The sequence below is a fragment of the Streptomyces sp. NBC_00306 genome (genome assembly GCF_036169555.1).
In the GTDB taxonomy this organism is placed as follows: domain Bacteria; phylum Actinomycetota; class Actinomycetes; order Streptomycetales; family Streptomycetaceae; genus Streptomyces; species Streptomyces achmelvichensis.
The window spans coordinates 3,837,350-3,858,356 of record NZ_CP108032.1; the positions used below are offsets into that span (position 1 = coordinate 3,837,350).

Consider the following 21,007-nt stretch of genomic DNA (forward strand, 5'->3'; position numbering starts at 1 on the left):
GCAGTACTGACAACCGGATGACCGATCGTGCCGAATAGTCAACGTTCCACCCATGAGCTGACCACCGTCGAACATTTGCCGACGTAGTGGCTCTGGATCTCTTGCGAGATCTAGATGCTCCTTAGAAAGGAGGTGATCCAGCCGCACCTTCCGGTACGGCTACCTTGTTACGACTTCGTCCCAATCGCCAGTCCCACCTTCGACAGCTCCCTCCCACAAGGGGTTGGGCCACCGGCTTCGGGTGTTACCGACTTTCGTGACGTGACGGGCGGTGTGTACAAGGCCCGGGAACGTATTCACCGCAGCAATGCTGATCTGCGATTACTAGCAACTCCGACTTCATGGGGTCGAGTTGCAGACCCCAATCCGAACTGAGACCGGCTTTTTGAGATTCGCTCCGCCTCGCGGCATCGCAGCTCATTGTACCGGCCATTGTAGCACGTGTGCAGCCCAAGACATAAGGGGCATGATGACTTGACGTCGTCCCCACCTTCCTCCGAGTTGACCCCGGCAGTCTCCTGTGAGTCCCCATCACCCCGAAGGGCATGCTGGCAACACAGAACAAGGGTTGCGCTCGTTGCGGGACTTAACCCAACATCTCACGACACGAGCTGACGACAGCCATGCACCACCTGTCACCCGACCACAAGGGGGGCACCATCTCTGATGCTTTCCGGGCGATGTCAAGCCTTGGTAAGGTTCTTCGCGTTGCGTCGAATTAAGCCACATGCTCCGCTGCTTGTGCGGGCCCCCGTCAATTCCTTTGAGTTTTAGCCTTGCGGCCGTACTCCCCAGGCGGGGAACTTAATGCGTTAGCTGCGGCACCGACGACGTGGAATGTCGCCAACACCTAGTTCCCAACGTTTACGGCGTGGACTACCAGGGTATCTAATCCTGTTCGCTCCCCACGCTTTCGCTCCTCAGCGTCAGTAATGGCCCAGAGATCCGCCTTCGCCACCGGTGTTCCTCCTGATATCTGCGCATTTCACCGCTACACCAGGAATTCCGATCTCCCCTACCACACTCTAGCTAGCCCGTATCGAATGCAGACCCGGGGTTAAGCCCCGGGCTTTCACATCCGACGTGACAAGCCGCCTACGAGCTCTTTACGCCCAATAATTCCGGACAACGCTTGCGCCCTACGTATTACCGCGGCTGCTGGCACGTAGTTAGCCGGCGCTTCTTCTGCAGGTACCGTCACTTTCGCTTCTTCCCTGCTGAAAGAGGTTTACAACCCGAAGGCCGTCATCCCTCACGCGGCGTCGCTGCATCAGGCTTTCGCCCATTGTGCAATATTCCCCACTGCTGCCTCCCGTAGGAGTCTGGGCCGTGTCTCAGTCCCAGTGTGGCCGGTCGCCCTCTCAGGCCGGCTACCCGTCGTCGCCTTGGTAGGCCATCACCCCACCAACAAGCTGATAGGCCGCGGGCTCATCCTTCACCGCCGGAGCTTTCAACCCCTCCCCATGCAGGAAGGAGTGTTATCCGGTATTAGACCCCGTTTCCAGGGCTTGTCCCAGAGTGAAGGGCAGATTGCCCACGTGTTACTCACCCGTTCGCCACTAATCCACCCCGAAGGGCTTCATCGTTCGACTTGCATGTGTTAAGCACGCCGCCAGCGTTCGTCCTGAGCCAGGATCAAACTCTCCATGAATGTTTTCCCGTAATCGGGATGAACACCACAAGAGCGGAACAGCCGATCGGAATAGGACCGACTGTTCACAGCGTCCTCGCTGTGTCATTGCCTACCAACCACAAGGGCCGGCAGGACTTTCAAAGGAACCTCGCCATCCGAAGATGGACGGGGTATCAACATATCTGGCGTTGACTTTTGGCACGCTGTTGAGTTCTCAAGGAACGGACGCTTCCTTTGTACTCACCCTCTCGGGCTTTCCTCCGGGCGCTTCCCTTCGGTCTTGCGTTTCCGACTCTATCAGACTCTTTCGTGTCCGATTCCCCAGTCGGCGGGGCTGCTTTCCGGCCTTTCGGCTTTCCGGCGATTCCGACTCTATCAGATCCTTTCGGGCCTGATTCCCGGTCGAACTCGGGTTGTCATTCCGGCTGTTGGGCCGTTCCGACGTTCCAAACTCTAGCGGATTCCCCATCCGACTCATAATCGAGTCTTCGAAATGAATTTCGGCATGCCGAAATTCGTCCCGGTTGGGAGATCGTGTCGAGAGTTGGGTGCCGCTTGAGCGGCTGAGTGGCTGTCGAGGAGCCGTTCCGGCCCCTGACAACTCGAAGAACCTTACAGACAGGTGAAGTGTGCGTCAAATCCCGCCAGGGAGGGGGCGACAGCTCGCTAGTCGAGGTCCGTGAGCCGGCCGCCCGCGTCCGGTTGGGCGTGTTCCACCCGGCGCAGGACGCGGATCAGGAGCTCGCCGAGCATGCCCCGGTCCTCCGCCGAAAGGTCCTGGAGCAGGTCCTCCTCGAAGTCCGTGGCCATGCGCATCGCCTCGAGCCACTTCGTACGGCCTTCGTCGGTCAGTTCCACGATCACGCGGACGCGGTTGTTCTCGTCCCGGTCGCGGGTGACGAGGCCTTCGCTCGCCATGCGGTCGATGCGGTGGGTCATCGCGGCCGGGGTGAGGCCGAGGCGCTTGGCCAGTTCGCCGGGGCCCATCCGGTAGGGCGCCCCCGCGAGCACCAGGCTCTTGAGGACCTCCCACTCGGCGTTGCTGATGCCGAGGGTGGCGACCTGGCGGCCGTACGCCACGTTCATGCGCCGGTTGAGCCGGCCCAGCGCGGAGACGACCTTCTCGACCTGGGGGTCCAGGTCTCCGTACTCGCGCTGATACGCGGCGATCTGCTCGTCGAGGCTCGGCTCGCCGAGGGCGGGGTCCGGCGCTGCTGGGCCTTCGGGGCTCGCGGTTGGCATGCGCCGAAGTATCCCATGGGGCGCGTTGGCGTTGAAGTCCTTCACTGTGTATTGTTGAGGATCTAACTTTAGTGTTGAAGTCTTCAGGCTTCAGTCCTTCAAGACCTCGAGGTAGGTGAGTGTGACCAGGGCGATGGGCGCTGCGATGCGCCGGATTCAGGCGGGGAACGCGCTGAGCGCGTTCGGACTCGGCTTCACGGTCCCGTATCTGTACGTCTATGTGGCGCAGGTACGGGATCTCGGCGCGACGACGGCGGGAGCTGTCCTCGCGGTCTTTGCGATGGCCGCCCTCGTCGCCCTTCCCTTCACCGGTCGTGTGATCGACCGCCGCGGACCGCTGCCCGTCCTGGTGGGGGCCGCGCTGCTGGCCGGTGCGGGCGCCGTCGCCATGGGACTGGCGGGGAACGTGCCCGCGGTCGTGCTGTCGGCAGCCCTGCTGGGCTCCGGTACCGCGATCATGCAGCCGGCGCTGGCCACCATGATCGTGTGGACCTCCGACTCCACGACCCGTACGCGCGCCTTCGCCACACAGTTCTTCCTGCAGAACCTGGGCCTCGGCATCGGCGGGCTGATCGGCGGGCACATCGTCGACGCGAGCCGGCCGGGCAGCTTCCTCCTGCTGTTCGGTATCGAGGCCGCGATGTTCCTGGTGCTGGCCGGGATCGCGCTCACCGTGCGGCTGCCGCGCTCCCTCTCACTGCACGAGCTGCGGCCCGAGAACGCCGAGGCCAAGGCACGCGGCGGGATGCGTGCCCTGCTCGGCCACAAGGCCATGGTCCAGCTCTGCGTCCTCGGGTTCGTCCTCTTCTTCGCCTGCTACGGACAGTTCGAGTCGGGGCTCGCGGCCTACGGCACCGAGGCCGCCGGGATCCAGCCGTCGACGCTCGGCACCGCGCTGGCCGCGAACACCGCGGTCATCGTGGTCGCCCAGTTCGTCGTGCTGAAGTTCGTCGAGCGCCGCAGCCGCACCCGGGTGATCGCCGCTGTCGGGCTGATCTGGACGGTCGCCTGGCTCATCGCGGGCTACGCGGGCCTCGGGCACGGCAGCCAGGCGATGGCGACGGCCGCGTTCGTCTCGACGTACGCGCTCTTCGGGCTGGGTGAGGCGATGCTGTCGCCGACCGTCGCGCCGCTGGTCGCCGATCTGGCACCGGAGTCGATGGTCGGGCAGTACAACTCGGCGTTCGCCCTGGTCAAGCAGCTCGCGCTGGCGGTCGGTCCGGCCGTGGGCGGGCCGATGGGGGCCGCGCTGCACGGCCCGTACATCGTGACGTTCGTGCTGTTCTCGCTCGGCATCAGCGTGCTGGCGCTGCGGCTCGGCAAGCAGCTCACACCCGTGCAGGACAAGCCCGCGCTCGCGTCGAAGTCGCGGGTGGTGGCGGTGCACAAGCCCGCCGAAGCGGTGGAGACACCGGTCTGAGGGGCTGAGCCCGCGGGGATCCCTGCCCTACGAGGGCAGGGCGAACTCGCACCAGACCGCTTTCCCGCCGCCCGGCGTGCGGCGGCTTCCCCAGGACGAGGCGATCGTCGCGACGATGGAGATCCCGCGGCCCGCCTCGTCCTCCGTTTCCGCACGGCGGCGGCGCGGCAGGTGATCGTCGCCGTCCGTGACCTCGATGATCAGCCGGCGGTCGGTGCGGCGGAGTCTGAGGCGCATGGGCGGGGTGCCGTGCTGGAGGGAGTTGGCGACCAGTTCGCTGGTCGCCAGGACGCCCAGGTCGTGCAGTTCCGGGGAGAAGCGCCAGGAGGCGAGGACGCCGGAGGCGAACGCGCGGGCGCGCGGGGCCGCTTCGATGCCGCCGAGAAGATCGAGCGCCGCGTTGTGGAAGAGCTCGGCCGCCGCACCCGTACGCGTGGGGTGCTGGACGACGAGGACGGCGACGTCGTCGTCATGCTCCGCCGTCACCCCCAGCGAGCGGATCAGCCGGTCGCAGACGACCTGCGGAGTGCCCGTCGCTCCCGACAGGGCACGCTCCAGAGCGGCCACTCCCTCGTCGATGTCCTCGCCCCGGCGCTCGACCAGACCATCGGTGTAGAGGACGGCGCTGGAGCCGGGCGGCAGGGCGATCGTGCCCGAGGTGTGGATCCAGCCGCCGGTGCCGAGCGGGGGGCCCGTCGGGTCCTCGGCGCGGCGGACCGAGCCGTCCTCGTCGCGGACGAGGATCGGCAGATGGCCGGCCGACGCGTACACGAGCCGGCCTTCGTTCGGGTCGTGCACCGCGTAGACGCAGGTCGCGATCTGGCTGGCGTCGATCTCGGCGGCCAGGCCGTCGAGCAGCTGGAGCACCTCGTGCGGCGGCAGATCGAGACGGGCGTAGGCGCGGACGGCGGTCCGGAGCTGGCCCATGACGGCGGCGGCACGCACCCCGCGGCCCATGACGTCGCCGATGACGAGCGCGGTACGGCCGGCGCCGAGGGTGATGACGTCGTACCAGTCGCCGCCGACCGCCGCGTCCGTACCGCCCGGGCGGTAGTCGGCCGCGATCCGCAGATCGTCGGGCTGCTCCAACTCCTGCGGCAGCAGGGACCGCTGGAGAGTCACCGCCGTCTCGCGGTGACGGCGCTCGCTGGCACGCAGCCGCTCGGCGGCCTCGGCGTGGTCGGTGACGTCGGCGGCGAAGACGAGGACCCCGCCGCCTTCGTCGGGGCTGTCGACCGGCAGGCAGGTGGCGGTGTACGAGCCTCCGCCGCGGACCTTGCGGGACTTGACCGTCCGGGGCTTCCCGCTGCGCAGCACCTGGTCCATGAGCGGGAACAGGCCCAGCTCGGCCAGTTCGGGGCAGGCGCCGGCGGCCGTGGCGCCGGCCGGGCGGGGGCCGAAGGCCGCGGCGTACGCGTCGTTCACGTAGGCGATGCGGTGCTCGGGGCCGTACACGAGGGCGACCAGGGCGGGCAGGCTGCCGAGCACCTCGCGGACCGGGAAGTCCTCGATGGCGGGCGCGTCGGGCAGGGAGTCCGGCTGCTGTTCGTACTCGCCGCGGGCCGCGGGGACCGAGCCCTCCCCTCGTTGTACGGGGGAGATCCCGTGGTCGGTCCTCCGCGCCGCGCCGCGGCGCTGCGTACCGGGGAGCCTCGAGCTCCAACGCGTGAAGTTCACTGACTTACTTGCCTCAATGGTTGTCGCCAAGGGTCACTCTGTGCAGGTGTGAGCCCACCTATGGTCACACGTCCAGTGTGGCCGAACGGACTGCCGGCCGCCGCCGGCTAGTTGCCTCTGGGGTCGCTCTGCTGCTCGTCCTTCGACCCGCCCTCGGGCCCGGGGAGGGTCCCGCCGTGGGGCCGGTGCCGCGCACCGTCGGGGCCGTGGCCGGGGCGTTTGCCGCCGGCGGCGAGCTCGAACTCGGCCCGCGGGTGCTCCAGCGATCCGAGCGAGACGATCTCGCGCTTGAAGAGCCCCGCGAGGGTCCATTCCGCGAGCACCCGCGCCTTGCGGTTGAAGGTGGGGACACGGCTCAGGTGGTAGGCGCGGTGCATGAACCACGCCGGGTAGCCCTTGAGCTTGCGGCCGTAGACGTGGGCGACGCCCTTGTGGAGACCGAGGGAGGCCACGGAGCCGACGTATTTGTGCGCGTACTGTTGGAGCGGTGCGCCGCGCAGCGATGCCGCGATGTTCTCCGCCAGCACCTTCGTCTGACGCACGGCGTGCTGGGCGTTGGGCGCGGTCTCCGTGCCCGGCGTGTCGGCGGTGACATCGGGAACGGCCGCCGCGTCACCGGCCGCCCAGGCGTGCTCGACGCCGACGACGGTCAGTTCGGCGGTGCAGCGCAGGCGGCCACGCTCGTTCAGCGGCAGGTCGGTGGCGGCCAGGACCGGTGCCGGTTTGACGCCGGCGGTCCACACGACGGTGCGCGTCGGAAAGCGGCTGCCGTCGCTGAGAACGGCGACGCGGTCCTCGCAGGACTCGAGCCGGGTCTCGAGTCGTACGTCGATGTTGCGGGCGCGCAGCTCGCGTATGGCGTAGGTGCCCATCTCCTCGCCCACCTCGGGGAGGATGCGGTTGCTGGCCTCGACGAGGATCCACTTCAGGTCGTCGGGCTTGATGTTGTGGTAGTAGCGCGAGGTGTAGCGGGCCATGTCCTCCAGCTCGGCGAGCGCCTCGACGCCCGCGTAGCCGCCGCCGACGAAGACGAAGGTGAGGGCCGCGTCGCGGATCGCGGGGTCGCGGGTGGAGGAGGCGATGTCCATCTGCTCGATGACGTGGTTGCGCAGACCGATGGCCTCCTCGACGGTCTTGAAGCCGATGGCGTAGTCCGCGAGGCCGGGGACGGGCAGGGTGCGGGAGACCGATCCCGGCGCGAGGACCAGTTCGTCGTACGGCAGCTCGACGGCGCCGGTCCCCTCCTCGGCGGTGGCGAGGGTGGTCACGGTCGCGGTGCGCTTGGCATGGTCGATCGCCGTGGCCTCGCCGATGAGGATCTTGCACTTGTCCAGAACTCGCCGCAGCGGGACGACGACATGGCGGGGCGAGATCGATCCGGCGGCCGCTTCGGGGAGGAAGGGCTGATACGTCATATAGGGGTCCGGCGTGATCACCAGGATCTCCGCCTCGCCGCGTGCCAGCTCGTGTTTCAGCTTCTGCTGGAGACGAAGCGCCGTGTACATCCCGACGTAGCCGCCGCCGACGACGAGGATGCGCGTGCCCGACGGTGGGCCGGGGGTCGCGCCCCGGGAGTTAGCAGCCTTCACCATCCCATGAGGCAACGGCCGCAGGCGTTTGTCCACAGGCCCGGCAAATTGTGTGACCGGAAGCCTCCGGTTGTGACGCGCCGGGCGCATCCCGCGCATTCCGGAAGGTACGCAGGTCAGGGGCGGGGAGGAGGGTGGTGCGAGGGGGCGTAATCGGGAGTCTTCCGGTCCTTGCTCCGATCGGGGGGCGCTCCGTGCGGAACTACCCCCTTCTGAATTGACCCTGGCTCAACTATGTTCGTACCTCGTCGGGGTGCCTGGTCAAGGCGCGCCCGGCAGACCAGGCGGGGAGGTCTCCGGGGGGAGACACAGTGACCGGGGGAACGCGTATGACCATTCAGGATTCTCATTGGCAGGCTGCCGTGCCGACGGCCGTGGACGGGCATTCCGTGCACGGCGGACACACGGGCGGCGAGGGCAACGGACGCGCGGGATCGGGCGGCCTCGGCCGTTCCGCACCGCTGCGGGTGGACGCACAGCGCAATCTCGAGCACGTCCTGCGGGCGGCTCGTGAGGTGTTCGGCGAGCTGGGATACGGCGCGCCGATGGAGGATGTGGCCCGTCGCGCCAGGGTCGGCGTGGGGACGGTGTACCGCCGTTTCCCGAGCAAGGACGTGCTGGTGCGCCGGATAGCCGAGGAGGAGACCTCCCGGCTGACGGAGCAGGCGCGTACGGCTCTGGGGCAGGAGGAGGAGCCCTGGTCGGCCCTCTCCCGCTTCCTGCGTACGTCGGTGGCGTCGGGTGCCGGCCGGCTGCTGCCGCCGCAGGTGCTGCGCGTCGGCGTGGAGTCGGAGGAGTCTGCGGCGGTCGGCGGCGACGGTGTCCGGGTGCCGCATCAGCGCTCCGGGGCACAGCCCGAACTGCGGGTCGTCGGACAGCGTCAGGCACCGGCGGACGAGGACGAGGGCACGGGCGCGGCGGATCTGCTCGAGGTCGTGGGGCAGCTCGTGGACCGGGCCCGGGCGGCGGGTGAGCTGCGGGGCGATGTGACCGTGGCGGACGTGCTGCTGGTGATAGCCACGGCGGCGCCCTCGCTGCCGGACCCGGCGCAGCAGGCTGCGGCGTCGTCACGGCTGCTGGACATTCTCCTCGAGGGATTGCGTCCTCGGTCGGCCTGAGCACTGACGGGTGCGGCTGTGGGCTGCGACCGACCATCGCGATCCACAGCCGCAACGGCTCATCACAGAACGCCGATTGACCATTCCCCGAACGAGTGACGATTAGTGCTCGGATTCGGTAAGTCTCCCCGGATGAGTGGTTGACGCGCATGCGGGTTCGGTGCGCTGTTGCTCTGTGGCACGCTTGCCCGGTGTTTGGGTCTGAAGGTGCTGACGGGGGCTTCCGCGATGAGCGGTGACGAACGGGACGCACGGGACGAGTCCCTCGACGGTGCGGATGACGCGGAGGCTTCGGGACTGCCTTCGAGGCAGGTTCCGAGCCAGGGCGGGCCCGAGGGGTCCTCCGGATCGCCCGACGGCGTTCCGCCCCAAGGCGCGGCCAGAGACGGGATCGGGACCACCGGCCCTGTGCCGGCCGGTCATGCGGTGCCGCTCCAGCGCGAAGGCGGCAGCGGACTCGACTCGGTGCTTCCGCCACCACGTGAACTCCCCGTGTCCGATGCCGAGTTGCTCCAGCGCATGCGCATGGGGGAGAGCAGCGCCTACGAGGAGCTGTTCCGCCGCCACTCCGACGCCGTTCGTCGGTACGCGCGCACGTGTTGCCGGGACGCGCACACCGCCGACGACCTGACGGCAGAGGTGTTCGCGCGGACGCTGCAGGCCGTTCGCGGGGGCGCCGGGCCCGATCACGCCGTGCGGGCGTATCTGATGACGACGGTGCGCCGGGTGGCCGCCTCCTGGACGAAGACCGCCAAGCGCGAGCAACTGGTGGACGACTTCGCGGTATTCGCCGCCGAGGCAGCCCGCAGCACGGACGCCGCGACCGACGACACCCTGGACCTGGGCGCGGACGTCCGCGCCATGCACGAGGCCGAACAGTCCCTGGCCATGCAGGCCTTCCGGTCGCTGCCCGAGCGCTGGCAGGCGGTCCTGTGGCACACCACCGTCGAGGAGGAGTCCCCGAGCGAGGTCGCACCGCTCTTCGGGCTGACCGCCAACGCCACGGCGGTCCTCGCCAGCCGGGCCCGCGAAGGGCTCAAGCAGGCCTATCTGCAAGCCCATGTGAGCACCGCGCTCACCTCCGGCGGCGACTGCGCGCGGTACGCCGACCGGCTGGGGGCCTATGCCCGCGGCGGGCTGCGGATGCGGGCCGAACGCGGTCTGCGCAAGCACCTGGAGGAGTGCGCCAAGTGCCGGCTCGCGGTGGGCGAGCTGGAGCACGTCAACGCCGGGATCCCCGCGCTGCTGCCGGTCGCGGTCATCGGCTGGTTCGCCGCCGGCTACTCGCTCAAGGCCGCCGGGATCGTCGCCGGCGGAGCAGCCGGCGCTGCGGGGGCGGGCGCGGCCGCCGCGGCATCGGGCGGTGCGGCGGCCGGCGGGTCCTCGGGCGCGGCCGGTGGAGCCGCCGCAACGGAGGGACTCGGCGCACCCGTGAAGGCGGGTATCGCCGCCGCGGTGGCCGTGGCGGCAGCGGCGGGACTGGTGTGGGCGCTCTCCGGCGACCCGGCGCCCGTGCCGGAAGCGGATGCCAAGCCTCCGGTCAGTCTGCCCGGCGCACCGCAGCAGCCGCGGCCGCCACAGCAGAAGCCCGATCCGCCGCGGCCGCCGGCACCCGGCGACCCCGCCGTACCGGCTCCGTCGGTGCGTCCCAACGACCCTGCGCCGAAGACGAATCCGGCACCCACGACGGCACCGGGTACGCCCGCACCCTCGGCCCCGGCGCCGTCCGAGCCCGCACCGCCGGACCCGCCCGCACCCACACAGCCACCGGCACCGACGCCGTCCGAGCCGCGCCCCACACCTCCCCCGCCTCCGCCGGAGCCGCGGGTCTACCAGGTCAACCGGCTCGAATACAGCGTGTTCGGTGACCACACCGGACCCGAGGTGCTGCTGGGGCAGAGCAGTTGGATCTGGCAGCGCTGGGGAATGTCGGTCGACGGCCGGCGCTATGGACACGGGGTGACGGTGCACGCGCCCTCGTCGGTCACCATCGCCCTCAACCGCCGGTGCACCAGCTATGACGCGGTGGTCGGCATCGACGACCTGACGCTGGGCCGCGGTGCCGTGCGGTTCTCCGTCTACGGGGACGGTGCGCGGCTGTGGCGCTCGCCGGTGATCCGCGGCGGGCAGGCGGGCGTACCGGTCCATGCGGCGATCGGCGGGCGGGAGAGGATCCGGCTGGTCGTGGAGCCGGTCACGCCGTTCGGTTCGGTGGCGCTCGCGAACTGGGCCCAGTCGCAGATCAGCTGCGGCTGACGGCGGCCCGTACCGGTACCTGTACGGGGGGTCGCGCCCCCGGGCCGTACGGAGAGCCCGCGGTCGTACGGAGGTCAGCCGGGCCGTACAAGGAGCCCGAGGCCGTACCGAGGTCCACCCGCGGCCGTACGGAGGTGAGCCTGAGCCCTCCTCGGGCCCAACCGCCGCCTATGGCTGGAGTGTTCGCCGGGGTGGTACTCCTCCGGCGACCGCACGCTGCCGGGGGGCCGCCGAGCCCGTCCAGCAGGTGCCACGGCGCGACAGCAGTCGCCGCAGCCACAGTTCCGTGGAGATCAGGTCGGCCAGGCCGTCCAGAGGCACCTGTTCGCCCTCGGAGGCCGCCCTCAGGGCCTTGCGGACCACCCGCGCCTCCACGAGGCCCGCGTCCGCGAGCAGCGGGGCGTCGAAGAGGGCCATCAGCGTCGGCAGTGCCGCGCGGAGGCCTTTGCGTGCCGTCGCGGTCGACGTGGCCTGGGTGGTCGCACCCCAGCCCGGCGGCAGGTCGTGGATGCCCGCACCCGAGAGGACCGTGCGCAGGATCTCCGCCCGCGCGCCCGGTCGCACCCGCAGGGACTCGGGGAGGTCGCGGCAGGCGCGGACGACCTGGTTGTCGAGGAAGGGCGCGTGCAGGCGCTGGCTGCGGACCTCGGCCGCCTGTTCCAGGATGCGGTGGTCGGACGCGTGGCGGGTCAGCGCGGCCCGGGCGCGGGCCTCACCGGGACGTTGCACGATCACCGGGCGCGTCGCCGCCGCCATCAGACGAACCGATACTTCAGCCAACGCCTCACCCGTGAGCCACCGCGCGGCCGGGCCGGGCCGCGACCAGGTCAGGGCCGCCAGCGACGCACCGAGCGGGCCGGTGCCGTTCGCCCCCGCGCTCTTGCGGTTCGCCTCCAGCAACAGGTCGGCGGCCGTCTCCAGGCCCGTCCGGTACGGCGTACGCGCCAGCCGCCGCGCCGCCCGGTACACCGTCACGGGGATGAACAGCGCCTGCGGCGAAGGGCCTTCGGCCCGCGCCAGCGCTGCGGCAGGCCGCAGCAGATGGCGCCGGCGCCGGTCCAGCAGCAGATCCGCGAGGCGTGCCGGGTGCGCGTCCAGCACCTGCCGTGCGCCCGTACCGGTGAAGTGGTCCGCGCTGCCGCCGGTCAGCCGGCCGCGGTGGCGTTCCGCCGTGACGAGTGAGGGCGCGGGTTCGTCGGTGAGCGGCCCGCTGTCCAGGGAGGCGTACGGCAGCCCCTCCTCGCCGGCCGCGACGACCACATGGTGCAGGCGCGGGTTCTCGGCGATCGCGCGCGCCCGTTCCAGTTCGGCCTCGCGGCCGTCCTCGGTCAGATCGTTGAAGGTGACGGCGAGAAGCCGCTCACCGGCTCCGGTGCCGTGGCCGAGCACCGTGCCGGGGACGCCGGGCAGCCCCGCGGCGAGCAGCGCGAGCGTGCCGGACGCGCTGCCGCCGGACAGGTCCGCGCCGATGCCGGGCGCCGGTCCGCCCCGGGCGGCGCGGCGCTCCGCGGGACCCATGCCCGGCACGGGACCGGGGTCCGGGGGCAGCGTCTCGGGTGCGTGCCGGGGGGCGGTGAGTCTCGCGCGTACGGCGTCGACCAGGGCGTCCCGTACGCCGTCGACCGCGCGCGCCGCCTCGATCTGCGGGCCCGCGACGGCGAGCGAGGCGACCGGCTCGTAGCCGGTGATCTCGCGGGAGCCCTCGCGCAGGATCAGCGCGTGCCCCGGCGGGATGCGCTTGACCCCTTCGTACGGAGTCGAGTCGCGCAACGCCTCCGGGGTCTCGGGGCAGGCGAGCAGCGCGGCCAAGTGCCCGATGTCCAGCTGGGCTTCGATGAGATCGGCGAGCGGTAGGGCGGCGGTCGCGTAGGCGGTGCCGTTGGCCCAGGGGGTGTAGAAGACGGGTCTCGCGCCGGCCAGGTCGCCGATGACGGTGATCCGGCGCCCTATCTGGACGACCGCGGTGTAACTGCCGGCCCACGAGGTCAGATGGCGAAGGGCCCCGCCGCGGGCGGACAGCAGTCCGGCCCGCAGCTCGCCGTCCCCGGCCGCGCAGCAGCCGAGGACGGCGAGTCTGGTGATGGGGACCTGCCCGACGACATGCGCCGGCGGATCGGCGGTGACGACGCGCACCTCGTCGGGGCGCCAGTCACCGACCGCCCACAGCGGGTCCGGGTCGCCCCACAGGAGCTGCGAGCCGACGGGGTGGACGGTGCGGCCCTCGTCGGACTCCCCGACGGCCCCGGCCGTACCGAAGTTTGCGGCAATACTGCTCCACCCCACCAACCACCGCATCGCCGCCTCCACAGGCTGTGGACAAACCATGGCCGTCGAGCCCCGGCCGTTCGGGAACATGCTGCCACGAAGGCAGCGCACAGGAGGGGCTCCGGGTAGCGCGCGCAAAAAGTGAACGCGCCCCCGCGGTTGGCGATTTGCTGCCGGTTCAACGAGCGGCGGAACGAGCGACCTATACCCAAATCAGAGCAAAGGGAACGAGCAGGACAGTCGTCATTCGGCCATTCTCGGGGGCGCTTCGGGGGCTTTGGCCCGGCATACGACAGTCCGGGAGGCGCTGTTCGCCTCCCGGACCGGTCCGCCGCCCGCGGGGATTGAAGGCGGCGGTGTCCCCCAGCCCACTGGTTCCAGTACGCAGTGGGCCGACCCACGCAGCACTCATGGAAGCGGTCCCCCACCTGCCGGACCAGAGCGCACGGACGGGCGCACGGCCACACACACGGAGCACGGCGGCGCGGCACCGCCGGCCGTCCGGCTGCTCCAACGCACAACAATCTCGCCATACGGAACACCGCCCCTTAACGGTCAGGATGCGGCGAACTACGCTGTGTTTACTGATGTTCTCCGCCGGGGCGCATATTCCGCAGGGCTCGGCCAGGTGCTTTTGCAGCCGGGACCGCGAAGCTGCCAACCGGGGAGGACGCAGTACGAATGCCGTGCGCTGCAGAGCGACGCGGCGGCCGTCTGTGTGTCGAGGGGTGGCGCATGTCCAGGGAGCAACGCGGGCCGAACGAAAAACTCGGCACCGTTCTCGCCCTCGCGGGAATCAGCAACGCCGGTCTTGCCCGGCGGGTCAACGACCTCGGAGCGCAGCGCGGGCTGACCCTTCGCTACGACAAGACGTCCGTGGCGAGATGGGTGTCGAAGGGCATGGTGCCGCAGGGTGCCGCGCCCCATCTGATCGCCGCCGCGATCGGCGCGAAGCTCGGCCGTCCGGTGCCGCTGCACGAGATCGGTCTCGCGGACGCCGACCCGGCCCCCGAGGTCGGGCTCGCCTTCCCGCGTGATGTCGGCGAGGCGGTGAAATCGGCCACCGAGCTGTACCGCCTCGACCTGGCGGGCCGGCGGGCCGGGAGCGGAGGCATATGGCAGTCGCTGGCCGGTTCCTTCGCGGTGAGCGCCTATGCGACGCCTGCGTCGCGCTGGCTGATAACCCCTGCCGACTCCTCGGTGGAGCGTTCTCTGGACGCCCTCACCGACGACTCGCCCGCCCGCGTGGGCCACAGCGATGTGGCCAAATTGCGGGAGGCGGCGGAGGACGCCCGCCGCTGGGACTCCAAGTACGGCGGTGGGGACTGGCGTTCGTCGATGGTCCCCGAGTGCCTCCGGGTGGACGCGGCGCCGCTGCTGCTCGCCTCGTACTCCGACGAGGTCGGCCGCGCGCTGTTCGGCGCGACCGCCGAACTGACGCGGCTGGCGGGCTGGATGGCCTTCGACACGGGCCAGCAGGAGGCCGCCCAGCGGTACTACATCCAGGCGTTGCGGCTCGCCCGCGCGGCGGCCGACGTGCCGCTCGGCGGATACGTCCTCGCCTCGATGTCGCTCCAGGCCACCTACCGCGGCTTCGCCGACGAGGGCGTGGACCTCGCGCAGGCTGCACTGGAGCGCAACCGCGGCCTGGCGACGGCCCGCACGATGAGCTTCTTCCGGCTGGTCGAGGCACGCGCCCACGCCAAGGCGAACGACGCGGCCGCGGCCGGCGGGGCGCTGAAGGCGGCCGAGGGCTGGCTGGAGCGCTCACGGGAGGGCGACCCGGATCCGTCCTGGCTGGGTTTCTACTCCTACGACCGGTTCGCCGCCGACGCGGCCGAGTGCTACCGCGACCTGAAGGCACCACGGCAGGTACGGCGCTTCACGGAGCAGGCCCTGTCGCGGCCGACGGAGGAGTTCGTGCGCTCGCACGGCTTACGGCTCGTGGTGAGCGCCGTCGCGGAGCTGGAGTCCGGGAACCTGGACGCGGCGTGCGCGGCGGGCACGCGCGCGGTGGAGGTCGCGGGACGGATCTCCTCGGCGCGGACCACGGAGTACGTACGGGACCTGCTGCACCGGCTGGAACCGTACGGCGACGAACCGCGGGTCGTGGAGCTCCGGGAGCGGGCGAGGCCGCTGCTGATGGCACCCGCGTAGACCCGAGCGGACATGACTGCGTACACGCCTCCCTGTTTCAGCTGGTTTAACGGCATTGTCAGCGGGCCAGTGCACTATCGGGGTGGGAGGTGACGCGGTGACGGCGTCCGGGCAGAGCTTCGACTGCGACGTGCTGGTGATCGGCGGTGGGATCGTCGGTCTGTCGACGGCGTACGCCCTCACGCGCGCGGCCCCGGGGACCCGGGTGATCGTCCTGGAGAAGGAGCCGGGGACGGCGCGCCACCAGACCGGGCGGAACAGCGGGGTGATCCACAGCGGGATCTACTACCGGCCGGGGTCGCTGAAGGCGCGCTTCGCGGTGCGCGGGGCGGCGGAGATGGTCAAGTTCTGCGCGGAGTACGGCATCGCCCACCAGGTCACGGGCAAGCTGATCGTCGCCACCGGCCGCGACGAGCTGCCCCGGCTGCACGCCCTGGTCCAGCGCGGCCGGGAGAACGGCATTCCGGTACGGGAGCTGGGCCCCGCACAGATCATGGAGCACGAACCGGAGGTCCGCGGGCTCGCGGCGATCCAGGTGGGCACGACGGGGATCTGCGACTTCGGCGCGGTGGCGGCGCAGCTGGCGGCCGCGTCGGACGCCGACATCCGCTGCGGCGAGGAGGTCCTGGCGGTCGACCGCCGCGCCTTCGGAGTCGCCGTGCGCACGTCCTCCGGCACGGTGCTCAGAGCGCGGGCGATGGTCAACTGCGCGGGTCTCCAGTGCGACCGGGTGGCCCGGATGACGGGCGACGAGCCGGACATGCGGATCATCCCCTTCCGCGGCGAGTACTACGAACTGGCGGACCCCTCGCTCGTCCGGGGGCTGGTCTATCCGGTGCCGGACCCGGCGTTCCCGTTCCTCGGGGTGCACCTGACACGCGGGATCGACGGCGGGGTCCACGTCGGCCCGAACGCGGTCCCGGCGCTGGCCCGCGAGGGCTACGACTGGTCCACCCTGCGCCCTCGCGACCTGGCGACCACCCTGACCTGGCCGGGCTCCTGGCGGATCGCCCAACGCCACTGGCGGTACGGCGCGGGCGAGCTGCACCGCTCGGTCTCGAAGCGCGCCTTCACGACGGCGGTCCGCCGCCTGCTGCCCTCGATCACGGAATCGGACCTCCGCCGCGCCCCGGCGGGAGTCCGCGCCCAGGCGGTCCTGCGGGACGGCACGCTGGCGGACGACTTCCTGATCCGCGAGTCCCCGCGCGCGGTCCACGTCCTGAACGCCCCGTCCCCGGCGGCGACGGCCTCGCTCCCGATCGGCCGCGAGGTGGCGCGCAGGGCGCTGCGAGCGCTGTCCGCTTAGCGGGGCCGCGCCCCACGCCCCCTGGCTCCGGTGGCTTCGCGCCGCAGGAGCCAGGGCCGTGCGGATCAGTCGGTGTGGCCCCACGGGGCGGGTGGCCGCACCTGTTCGGTGCGGAAGAGAGAGGGGTTTGTGGAGCTGCGCCCCACGGCCCCGCATGCCACGGCAGCTTCGCGCCGCCGGGCCCAGACAGGTGCATATAAGGCCTCGCGACGCGAGCGCTGGCCGACGCCCTGTCCTGTTTATCCCGAACCGCTCTGGTTCGCGTGTGCCCGCACCGCAACGAGGCACGTCCTCGAGCGCCGGCAGGGGGCGTGCAGGGTCGTCCCCGCAGGGGATCGGCGGCAACACCCGGGTGACCAAGACAACAGACCTGTACGCCGCCGACCCCGAGGAGTCGAGCCCGGAGGGCCCCCGGACCCGCACCACACAAGAACCCGCACCCTCACCCACAGCGTAAAATCGGCCCCACTGTGTCTGAGTCCCAAGAACCCGCCCCCCAGCCCATCCGCGACCGCCGCGCCCCCCGGTTCCCCGATGGGCCCACTCCCGACCCCGCCGGGTCGCACCACGAGCGGCGCATTCGCAGTTTTCAGCCGCGGCGCAGTCGTGTCACCGCCGGGCAGGGCGATGCTCTCCAGCGGCTCTGGCCCATCTGGGGCTTCGACATCGACGGGCACCGCGTCCTCGACCTGGAGGCCATGTTCGACGGGCTCCCCGTCGTCCTCGAGATCGGCTTCGGCATGGGCGAGGCCACCGCCCAGATGGCCGCCGCCGACCCCACCACCGGCATCCTCGCCGTCGACGTCCACACCCCCGGCCAGGGCAACCTCCTCGCCCTCGCCGAGCGCAACGGCCTCTCCAACGTCCGGGTCGCCAACGGCGACGCGATCATCCTCCTCCGCGAGATGCTCGCCCCCCGCTCGCTCGACGGTCTGCGCGTCTACTTCCCCGACCCCTGGCCCAAGAAGCGGCACCACAAGCGCCGGCTGATCCAGCCCGAATTCCTCAGTCTCGTCGCCGGCTCGCTGAAGCCCGGCGCGATCGTGCACTGCGCCACGGACTGGGAGTCGTACGCCGAGCAGATGCTCGAGGTGCTCTCGGCCCACCCGGACTTCGAGAACACCCAGGCGCACGGCGGTTTCGCGCCACGCCCCGACTTCCGGCCGCTCACGCGGTTCGAGGGCCAGGGCATCGACAAGGGCCACAAGGTGCACGACCTGCTGTTCCGCCGCACCGCAGGAGCCTGACCGAGAGAACGGCGGCGCCCGCCCGGCGAAACGCCGACAGAACGGCGGCGCGCGCCGGCGCACAGCCACCCGCCCCGGCCAGGGCCAGCCAACCCCCACACACCGTCGCCCGTTGTCGGTGTCCCTCGTTAGGGTCAGTGGGTGTCCGAGTCGTCGCCCCCGCAGCACCATCCACCGCACCCCGCGGTCCCGGCGTTCGAGCAGCAGCGTGTCGACGAGCTGCTCGCCGCCGTGCCGGAGCGTGCCCGGTGGCGCTACAAGCCCCGCCGTGTCTCCCGGTTCTGGCACAGCAAGGCCGTCCGGGCCGGGGTGCTGATCACGCTCCTCGCTCTCTCGGGCCTCGTCATCCTGTCGCTCGTACGGGAGCAGACCGGCACCCAGGGCTTCCTGGTCGGACTCGGGCTGGCGACCCTGCCGGTGCCCCTGCTCACCGCCGCGTTCCGCTGGCTGGACCGGGTCGAGCCGGGTCCCTGGCGGAACCTCCTGTTCGCCTTCGCCTGGGGCGCGTTCGCCGCCGCCCTCGTGGCGATCATCGCGAACACCTTCGCGACGCAGTGGATAGCCACCGCCACGGCGGACCCCGCGGGCGCGGACACACTCGGCGCGACGGTCATCGCGCCGGTCGTCGAGGAGAGCGCGAAGGCCGCGGCGATCCTGCTGATCTTCCGCTTCCGCAGACAGGACTTCCGCGGCATCGTCGACGGCGTCGTGGTTGCCGGGTTCACCGCGACCGGCTTCGCGTTCACCGAGAACATCCTCTATCTGGGCAACGCCTTCGGCGAGGACCAGCAGATGGGCTTCTCCGGGATCGCCTCGGTGACCGCGGCGACGTTCTTCGTACGGATCGTCATGTCCCCGTTCGCACACCCGCTCTTCACCGTGCTGACCGGTATCGGCTTCGGCATCGCGGCGCTGGCCTCACGGCGCATGCGCGTCCGGCGCATCGTGCTGCCGCTGCTCGGACTCGCGCTGGCGATGGGTACGCACGCTCTGTGGAACGGCTCGACGTCCCTGTTCGGCCCGTGGGGCTTCTATCTCGTGTACGGGGCGTTCATGGTGCCCGTCTTCGGGCTGCTGACCTGGCTCACGATATGGAGCCGGCAGCGGGAACTGCGGACGATAGCCACCGAGTTGCCGGCCTACGCCGCGGCCGGATGGCTGTCGGCGGACCAGCCGCCCGCGCTGTCGTCGATGCGGGCGCGCACCCTCGCCCGGGATGTGGCCCGGCGCATGCACGGGCCGACCGCGGCGCACGCGGTGTCGGAGTACCAGCACTTCGCGACGTCGCTGGCGTTCCTGCGCCACCGGGCCCACCGGGGCGCGGCGGACCCGGACTTCGTGGAGCGCGAGCAGGAGCTGCTGCACCATCTGTGGCAGCGCAGGGACGTGGCGGCGCCGGCGCTGACGTACGCGGCACGGGCCACCGGGCGGGTGCGTGTGCCGCCTCCGCACCGCGACTACGGCGCGTACAACCCGTACCGGACCTGACCGCGCACCGGTGGGCGACCGCATCCTGCCCGCGCCAGGAGATCCGGGCGCAGCAAAAACCGGCAGTCCTGGCGTCGGGGGGTGAGCGCCAGGACTGCCGGGGATCGAGATACGCGGGAACGGTCCCGCAGGATCAGGGAGTCAGGCCCTTGTCCCGCAGCCAGGCCATCGGGTCGATGCCCGAGCCGCCGGGGGTGTGGACCTCGAGGTGCAGGTGCGCGCCCGTCACATTGCCCGTGGCGCCGACGCGGCCGATGGTCTCGCCCGTCGCCACCTTCTGGCCGGCGCTCGCGGTCATCGACGACAGGTGCGCGTACCAGACCTCGGTGCCGTCCTCGAGTTCGAGAACGATGCGGTAGCCGTACGAGCCGGACCAGCCCGCCGACTTCACGGTGCCGTTGTGGACGGCCTTGGCGGGCGTACCCGTCGGGGCGGCGAAGTCCAGGCCGGTGTGCTGGCCCGAGGACCACAGGGAGCCGGACTCGCCGTACGTGGAGGTGATCGTGTACGAGGAGGTGGGGAGCGAGTAGCTCTTGGCCAGCTGCGCGAGACGCTCGGCCTCCGCCTTGGCCTTCGCCTCAGCCTCCGCCTTCTTCTTCGCGGCGGCGGCCTTCGCGGCCACTTCTTCCGCCTTCTTCTTCGCCGCGGCCTCGGCCTTGTCCGCCGCGGCCTTCGCGGCCGCCGCCCTGGCCGACTCCTCCGCCTTGGCCTGCTGCTGCTCGGCCTGCTGGAGGATGCGGGAGCGCAGCGCCTCGCCGGCGCCGCCCTGGTCGGTGTCGGAGGCGGTGTCGGCGTAGGCGATGCCCATCGCCGAGTACGTGGCCGCCTCGTCGACGACGTCCGAGGAGTCGTCGGACATGAAAGAACCGACGCCGGGAAGAGACTTGGCGTCGGGGAGATTGTCCGAGAGCGCGTCGGGAAGGGAGATGGAGACCGCGGGTTTGTCCTGGGCGGTCGCGATGCCACCCGCGCCGACCGCGGCGATCACGCCGACGCCGAGCACGGTGGAGCTTCGGGCAAGTCCGCCGCGCTGCTTGGCTACACGGTGCCGACCGCGCACCGGACGGACGGAGTCCTCGGTGGGGTTCCACTCTTCGAGGGACCGCTCCGCGCCCTCCGCACCGAAGAAGTCATTGGCGAAGGGTGCTTCTGGGGCAGGCCTGTTGGACGCCACTGAGGCGTGCTCCTTTCCTTCCTTCTCGCCTACCGGGTTAGCTGACGGGTTCGGAGCAGGAAGGTCTCCTACGAGCGCCACCCGCCGCGGAAGTCGCGGTGGAAGGTGCCCGATTCACCCCAAGGATTGGTTCCCCGGTTCCCTTGCGGAATTCGGCGCACGCGCACGGCGCCGTCCTGACGACGGCTGGGACGACCGCGCTGCGTTATCGAACGTTAATAGACGCGAGGACCGTATTCCAAGCTGTTCCGGGTGATCGTTAACGACTTCCCACGGGACCAATCGGGACACAAGCAGCCGGATACGGGCGACTTGATCGCACCTCGGGCTTCGTCACATTACTGACGGGTCGTCAAATGATATGCGGAGGGGGATCTTCCCACTACGCAGCGTGCGCGGCCGCCCGAGCGGGCCGAGCGGACGAGACAACCGAGA

The 21,007-nt window shown here is 70.6% G+C and carries 12 protein-coding genes, 1 rRNA gene and 1 riboswitch; of the genes, 7 read left to right on the forward strand and 6 right to left on the reverse strand.

Annotated elements, in window-relative coordinates; translation table 11 throughout:
• Positions 1-125 precede the first annotated feature (125 nt).
• Both OHA05_RS17025 and OHA05_RS17030 read right to left on the reverse strand, forming a co-directional pair.
• Positions 126-1,651, reverse strand: a 16S ribosomal RNA gene (locus OHA05_RS17025).
• Positions 1,652-2,299: 648 nt separating this feature from the next.
• Entirely contained in the window at positions 2,300-2,875 is a 576-nt protein-coding gene (locus tag OHA05_RS17030; protein WP_313945498.1) for a MarR family winged helix-turn-helix transcriptional regulator, read from the reverse strand.
• A gap of 145 nt (positions 2,876-3,020) precedes the next feature.
• Here OHA05_RS17030 and OHA05_RS17035 point away from each other — a divergent pair, with 145 nt between their 5' ends.
• Positions 3,021-4,295 carry an MFS transporter gene (locus OHA05_RS17035; RefSeq protein ID WP_328863414.1) on the forward strand — a complete coding sequence of 425 codons (1,275 nt, stop codon included), beginning with the start codon at positions 3,021-3,023 and terminating at the stop codon, positions 4,293-4,295.
• A 27-nt stretch (positions 4,296-4,322) separates the two neighbouring features.
• Here OHA05_RS17035 and OHA05_RS17040 read toward each other — a convergent pair whose 3' ends face one another.
• Positions 4,323-5,972, reverse strand: coding sequence for an ATP-binding SpoIIE family protein phosphatase (locus OHA05_RS17040; protein WP_313945497.1), 1,650 nt, complete (start codon positions 5,970-5,972; stop codon positions 4,323-4,325).
• Positions 5,973-6,079: 107 nt separating this feature from the next.
• Positions 6,080-7,564 (reverse strand): NAD(P)/FAD-dependent oxidoreductase, encoded by a 1,485-nt coding sequence (locus OHA05_RS17045; protein WP_328861069.1) that lies wholly within the window; start codon positions 7,562-7,564, stop codon positions 6,080-6,082.
• Between the two features lie 326 nt (positions 7,565-7,890).
• Between OHA05_RS17045 and OHA05_RS17050 the strand changes: the two genes are divergently transcribed.
• Both OHA05_RS17050 and OHA05_RS17055 read left to right on the forward strand, forming a co-directional pair.
• Positions 7,891-8,679 (forward strand): TetR/AcrR family transcriptional regulator, encoded by a 789-nt coding sequence (locus OHA05_RS17050; RefSeq protein WP_313945495.1) that lies wholly within the window; start codon positions 7,891-7,893, stop codon positions 8,677-8,679.
• A 228-nt stretch (positions 8,680-8,907) separates the two neighbouring features.
• On the forward strand, positions 8,908-10,935 hold the full coding sequence (locus OHA05_RS17055) for a sigma-70 family RNA polymerase sigma factor (protein ID WP_328861070.1): 2,028 nt from the start codon (positions 8,908-8,910) through the stop codon (positions 10,933-10,935).
• 168 nt (positions 10,936-11,103) lie between these two features.
• On the opposite strand, the gene OHA05_RS17060 is transcribed toward OHA05_RS17055, so the two are convergent.
• The gene (locus OHA05_RS17060; protein WP_313945493.1) at positions 11,104-13,230 is read right to left on the reverse strand and encodes an asparagine synthase-related protein; all 2,127 of its coding nucleotides are present in this window, start codon (positions 13,228-13,230) and stop codon (positions 11,104-11,106) included.
• Between the two features lie 705 nt (positions 13,231-13,935).
• Between OHA05_RS17060 and OHA05_RS17065 the strand changes: the two genes are divergently transcribed.
• The 4 genes from OHA05_RS17065 to OHA05_RS17080 all read left to right on the forward strand — a co-directional run bounded on the left by OHA05_RS17065 (position 13,936) and on the right by OHA05_RS17080 (position 19,398).
• Complete coding sequence (locus OHA05_RS17065; protein WP_313945492.1) at positions 13,936-15,357, forward strand: MFS transporter; 1,422 nt, start codon at positions 13,936-13,938, stop codon at positions 15,355-15,357.
• A gap of 97 nt (positions 15,358-15,454) precedes the next feature.
• A complete protein-coding gene (gene lhgO, locus OHA05_RS17070) occupies positions 15,455-16,663 on the forward strand; it encodes an L-2-hydroxyglutarate oxidase (protein ID WP_328861071.1) in 1,209 nt (402 codons plus the stop codon).
• A gap of 470 nt (positions 16,664-17,133) precedes the next feature.
• The gene (gene trmB, locus OHA05_RS17075; protein WP_328861072.1) at positions 17,134-17,910 is read left to right on the forward strand and encodes a tRNA (guanosine(46)-N7)-methyltransferase TrmB; all 777 of its coding nucleotides are present in this window, start codon (positions 17,134-17,136) and stop codon (positions 17,908-17,910) included.
• A gap of 141 nt (positions 17,911-18,051) precedes the next feature.
• Positions 18,052-19,398, forward strand: a complete 1,347-nt coding sequence (locus tag OHA05_RS17080) for a PrsW family intramembrane metalloprotease (protein ID WP_328861073.1) — start codon at positions 18,052-18,054, stop codon at positions 19,396-19,398.
• Positions 19,399-19,531: 133 nt separating this feature from the next.
• Here the strand turns inward: OHA05_RS17080 and OHA05_RS17085 are convergent, their stop codons facing one another.
• Positions 19,532-20,572: a M23 family metallopeptidase gene (locus tag OHA05_RS17085; protein ID WP_313945488.1), complete on the reverse strand. Its 1,041-nt coding sequence runs from the start codon at positions 20,570-20,572 to the stop codon at positions 19,532-19,534.
• Between the two features lie 11 nt (positions 20,573-20,583).
• Positions 20,584-20,740, reverse strand: a riboswitch (cyclic di-AMP (ydaO/yuaA leader).
• Positions 20,741-21,007 lie beyond the last annotated feature (267 nt).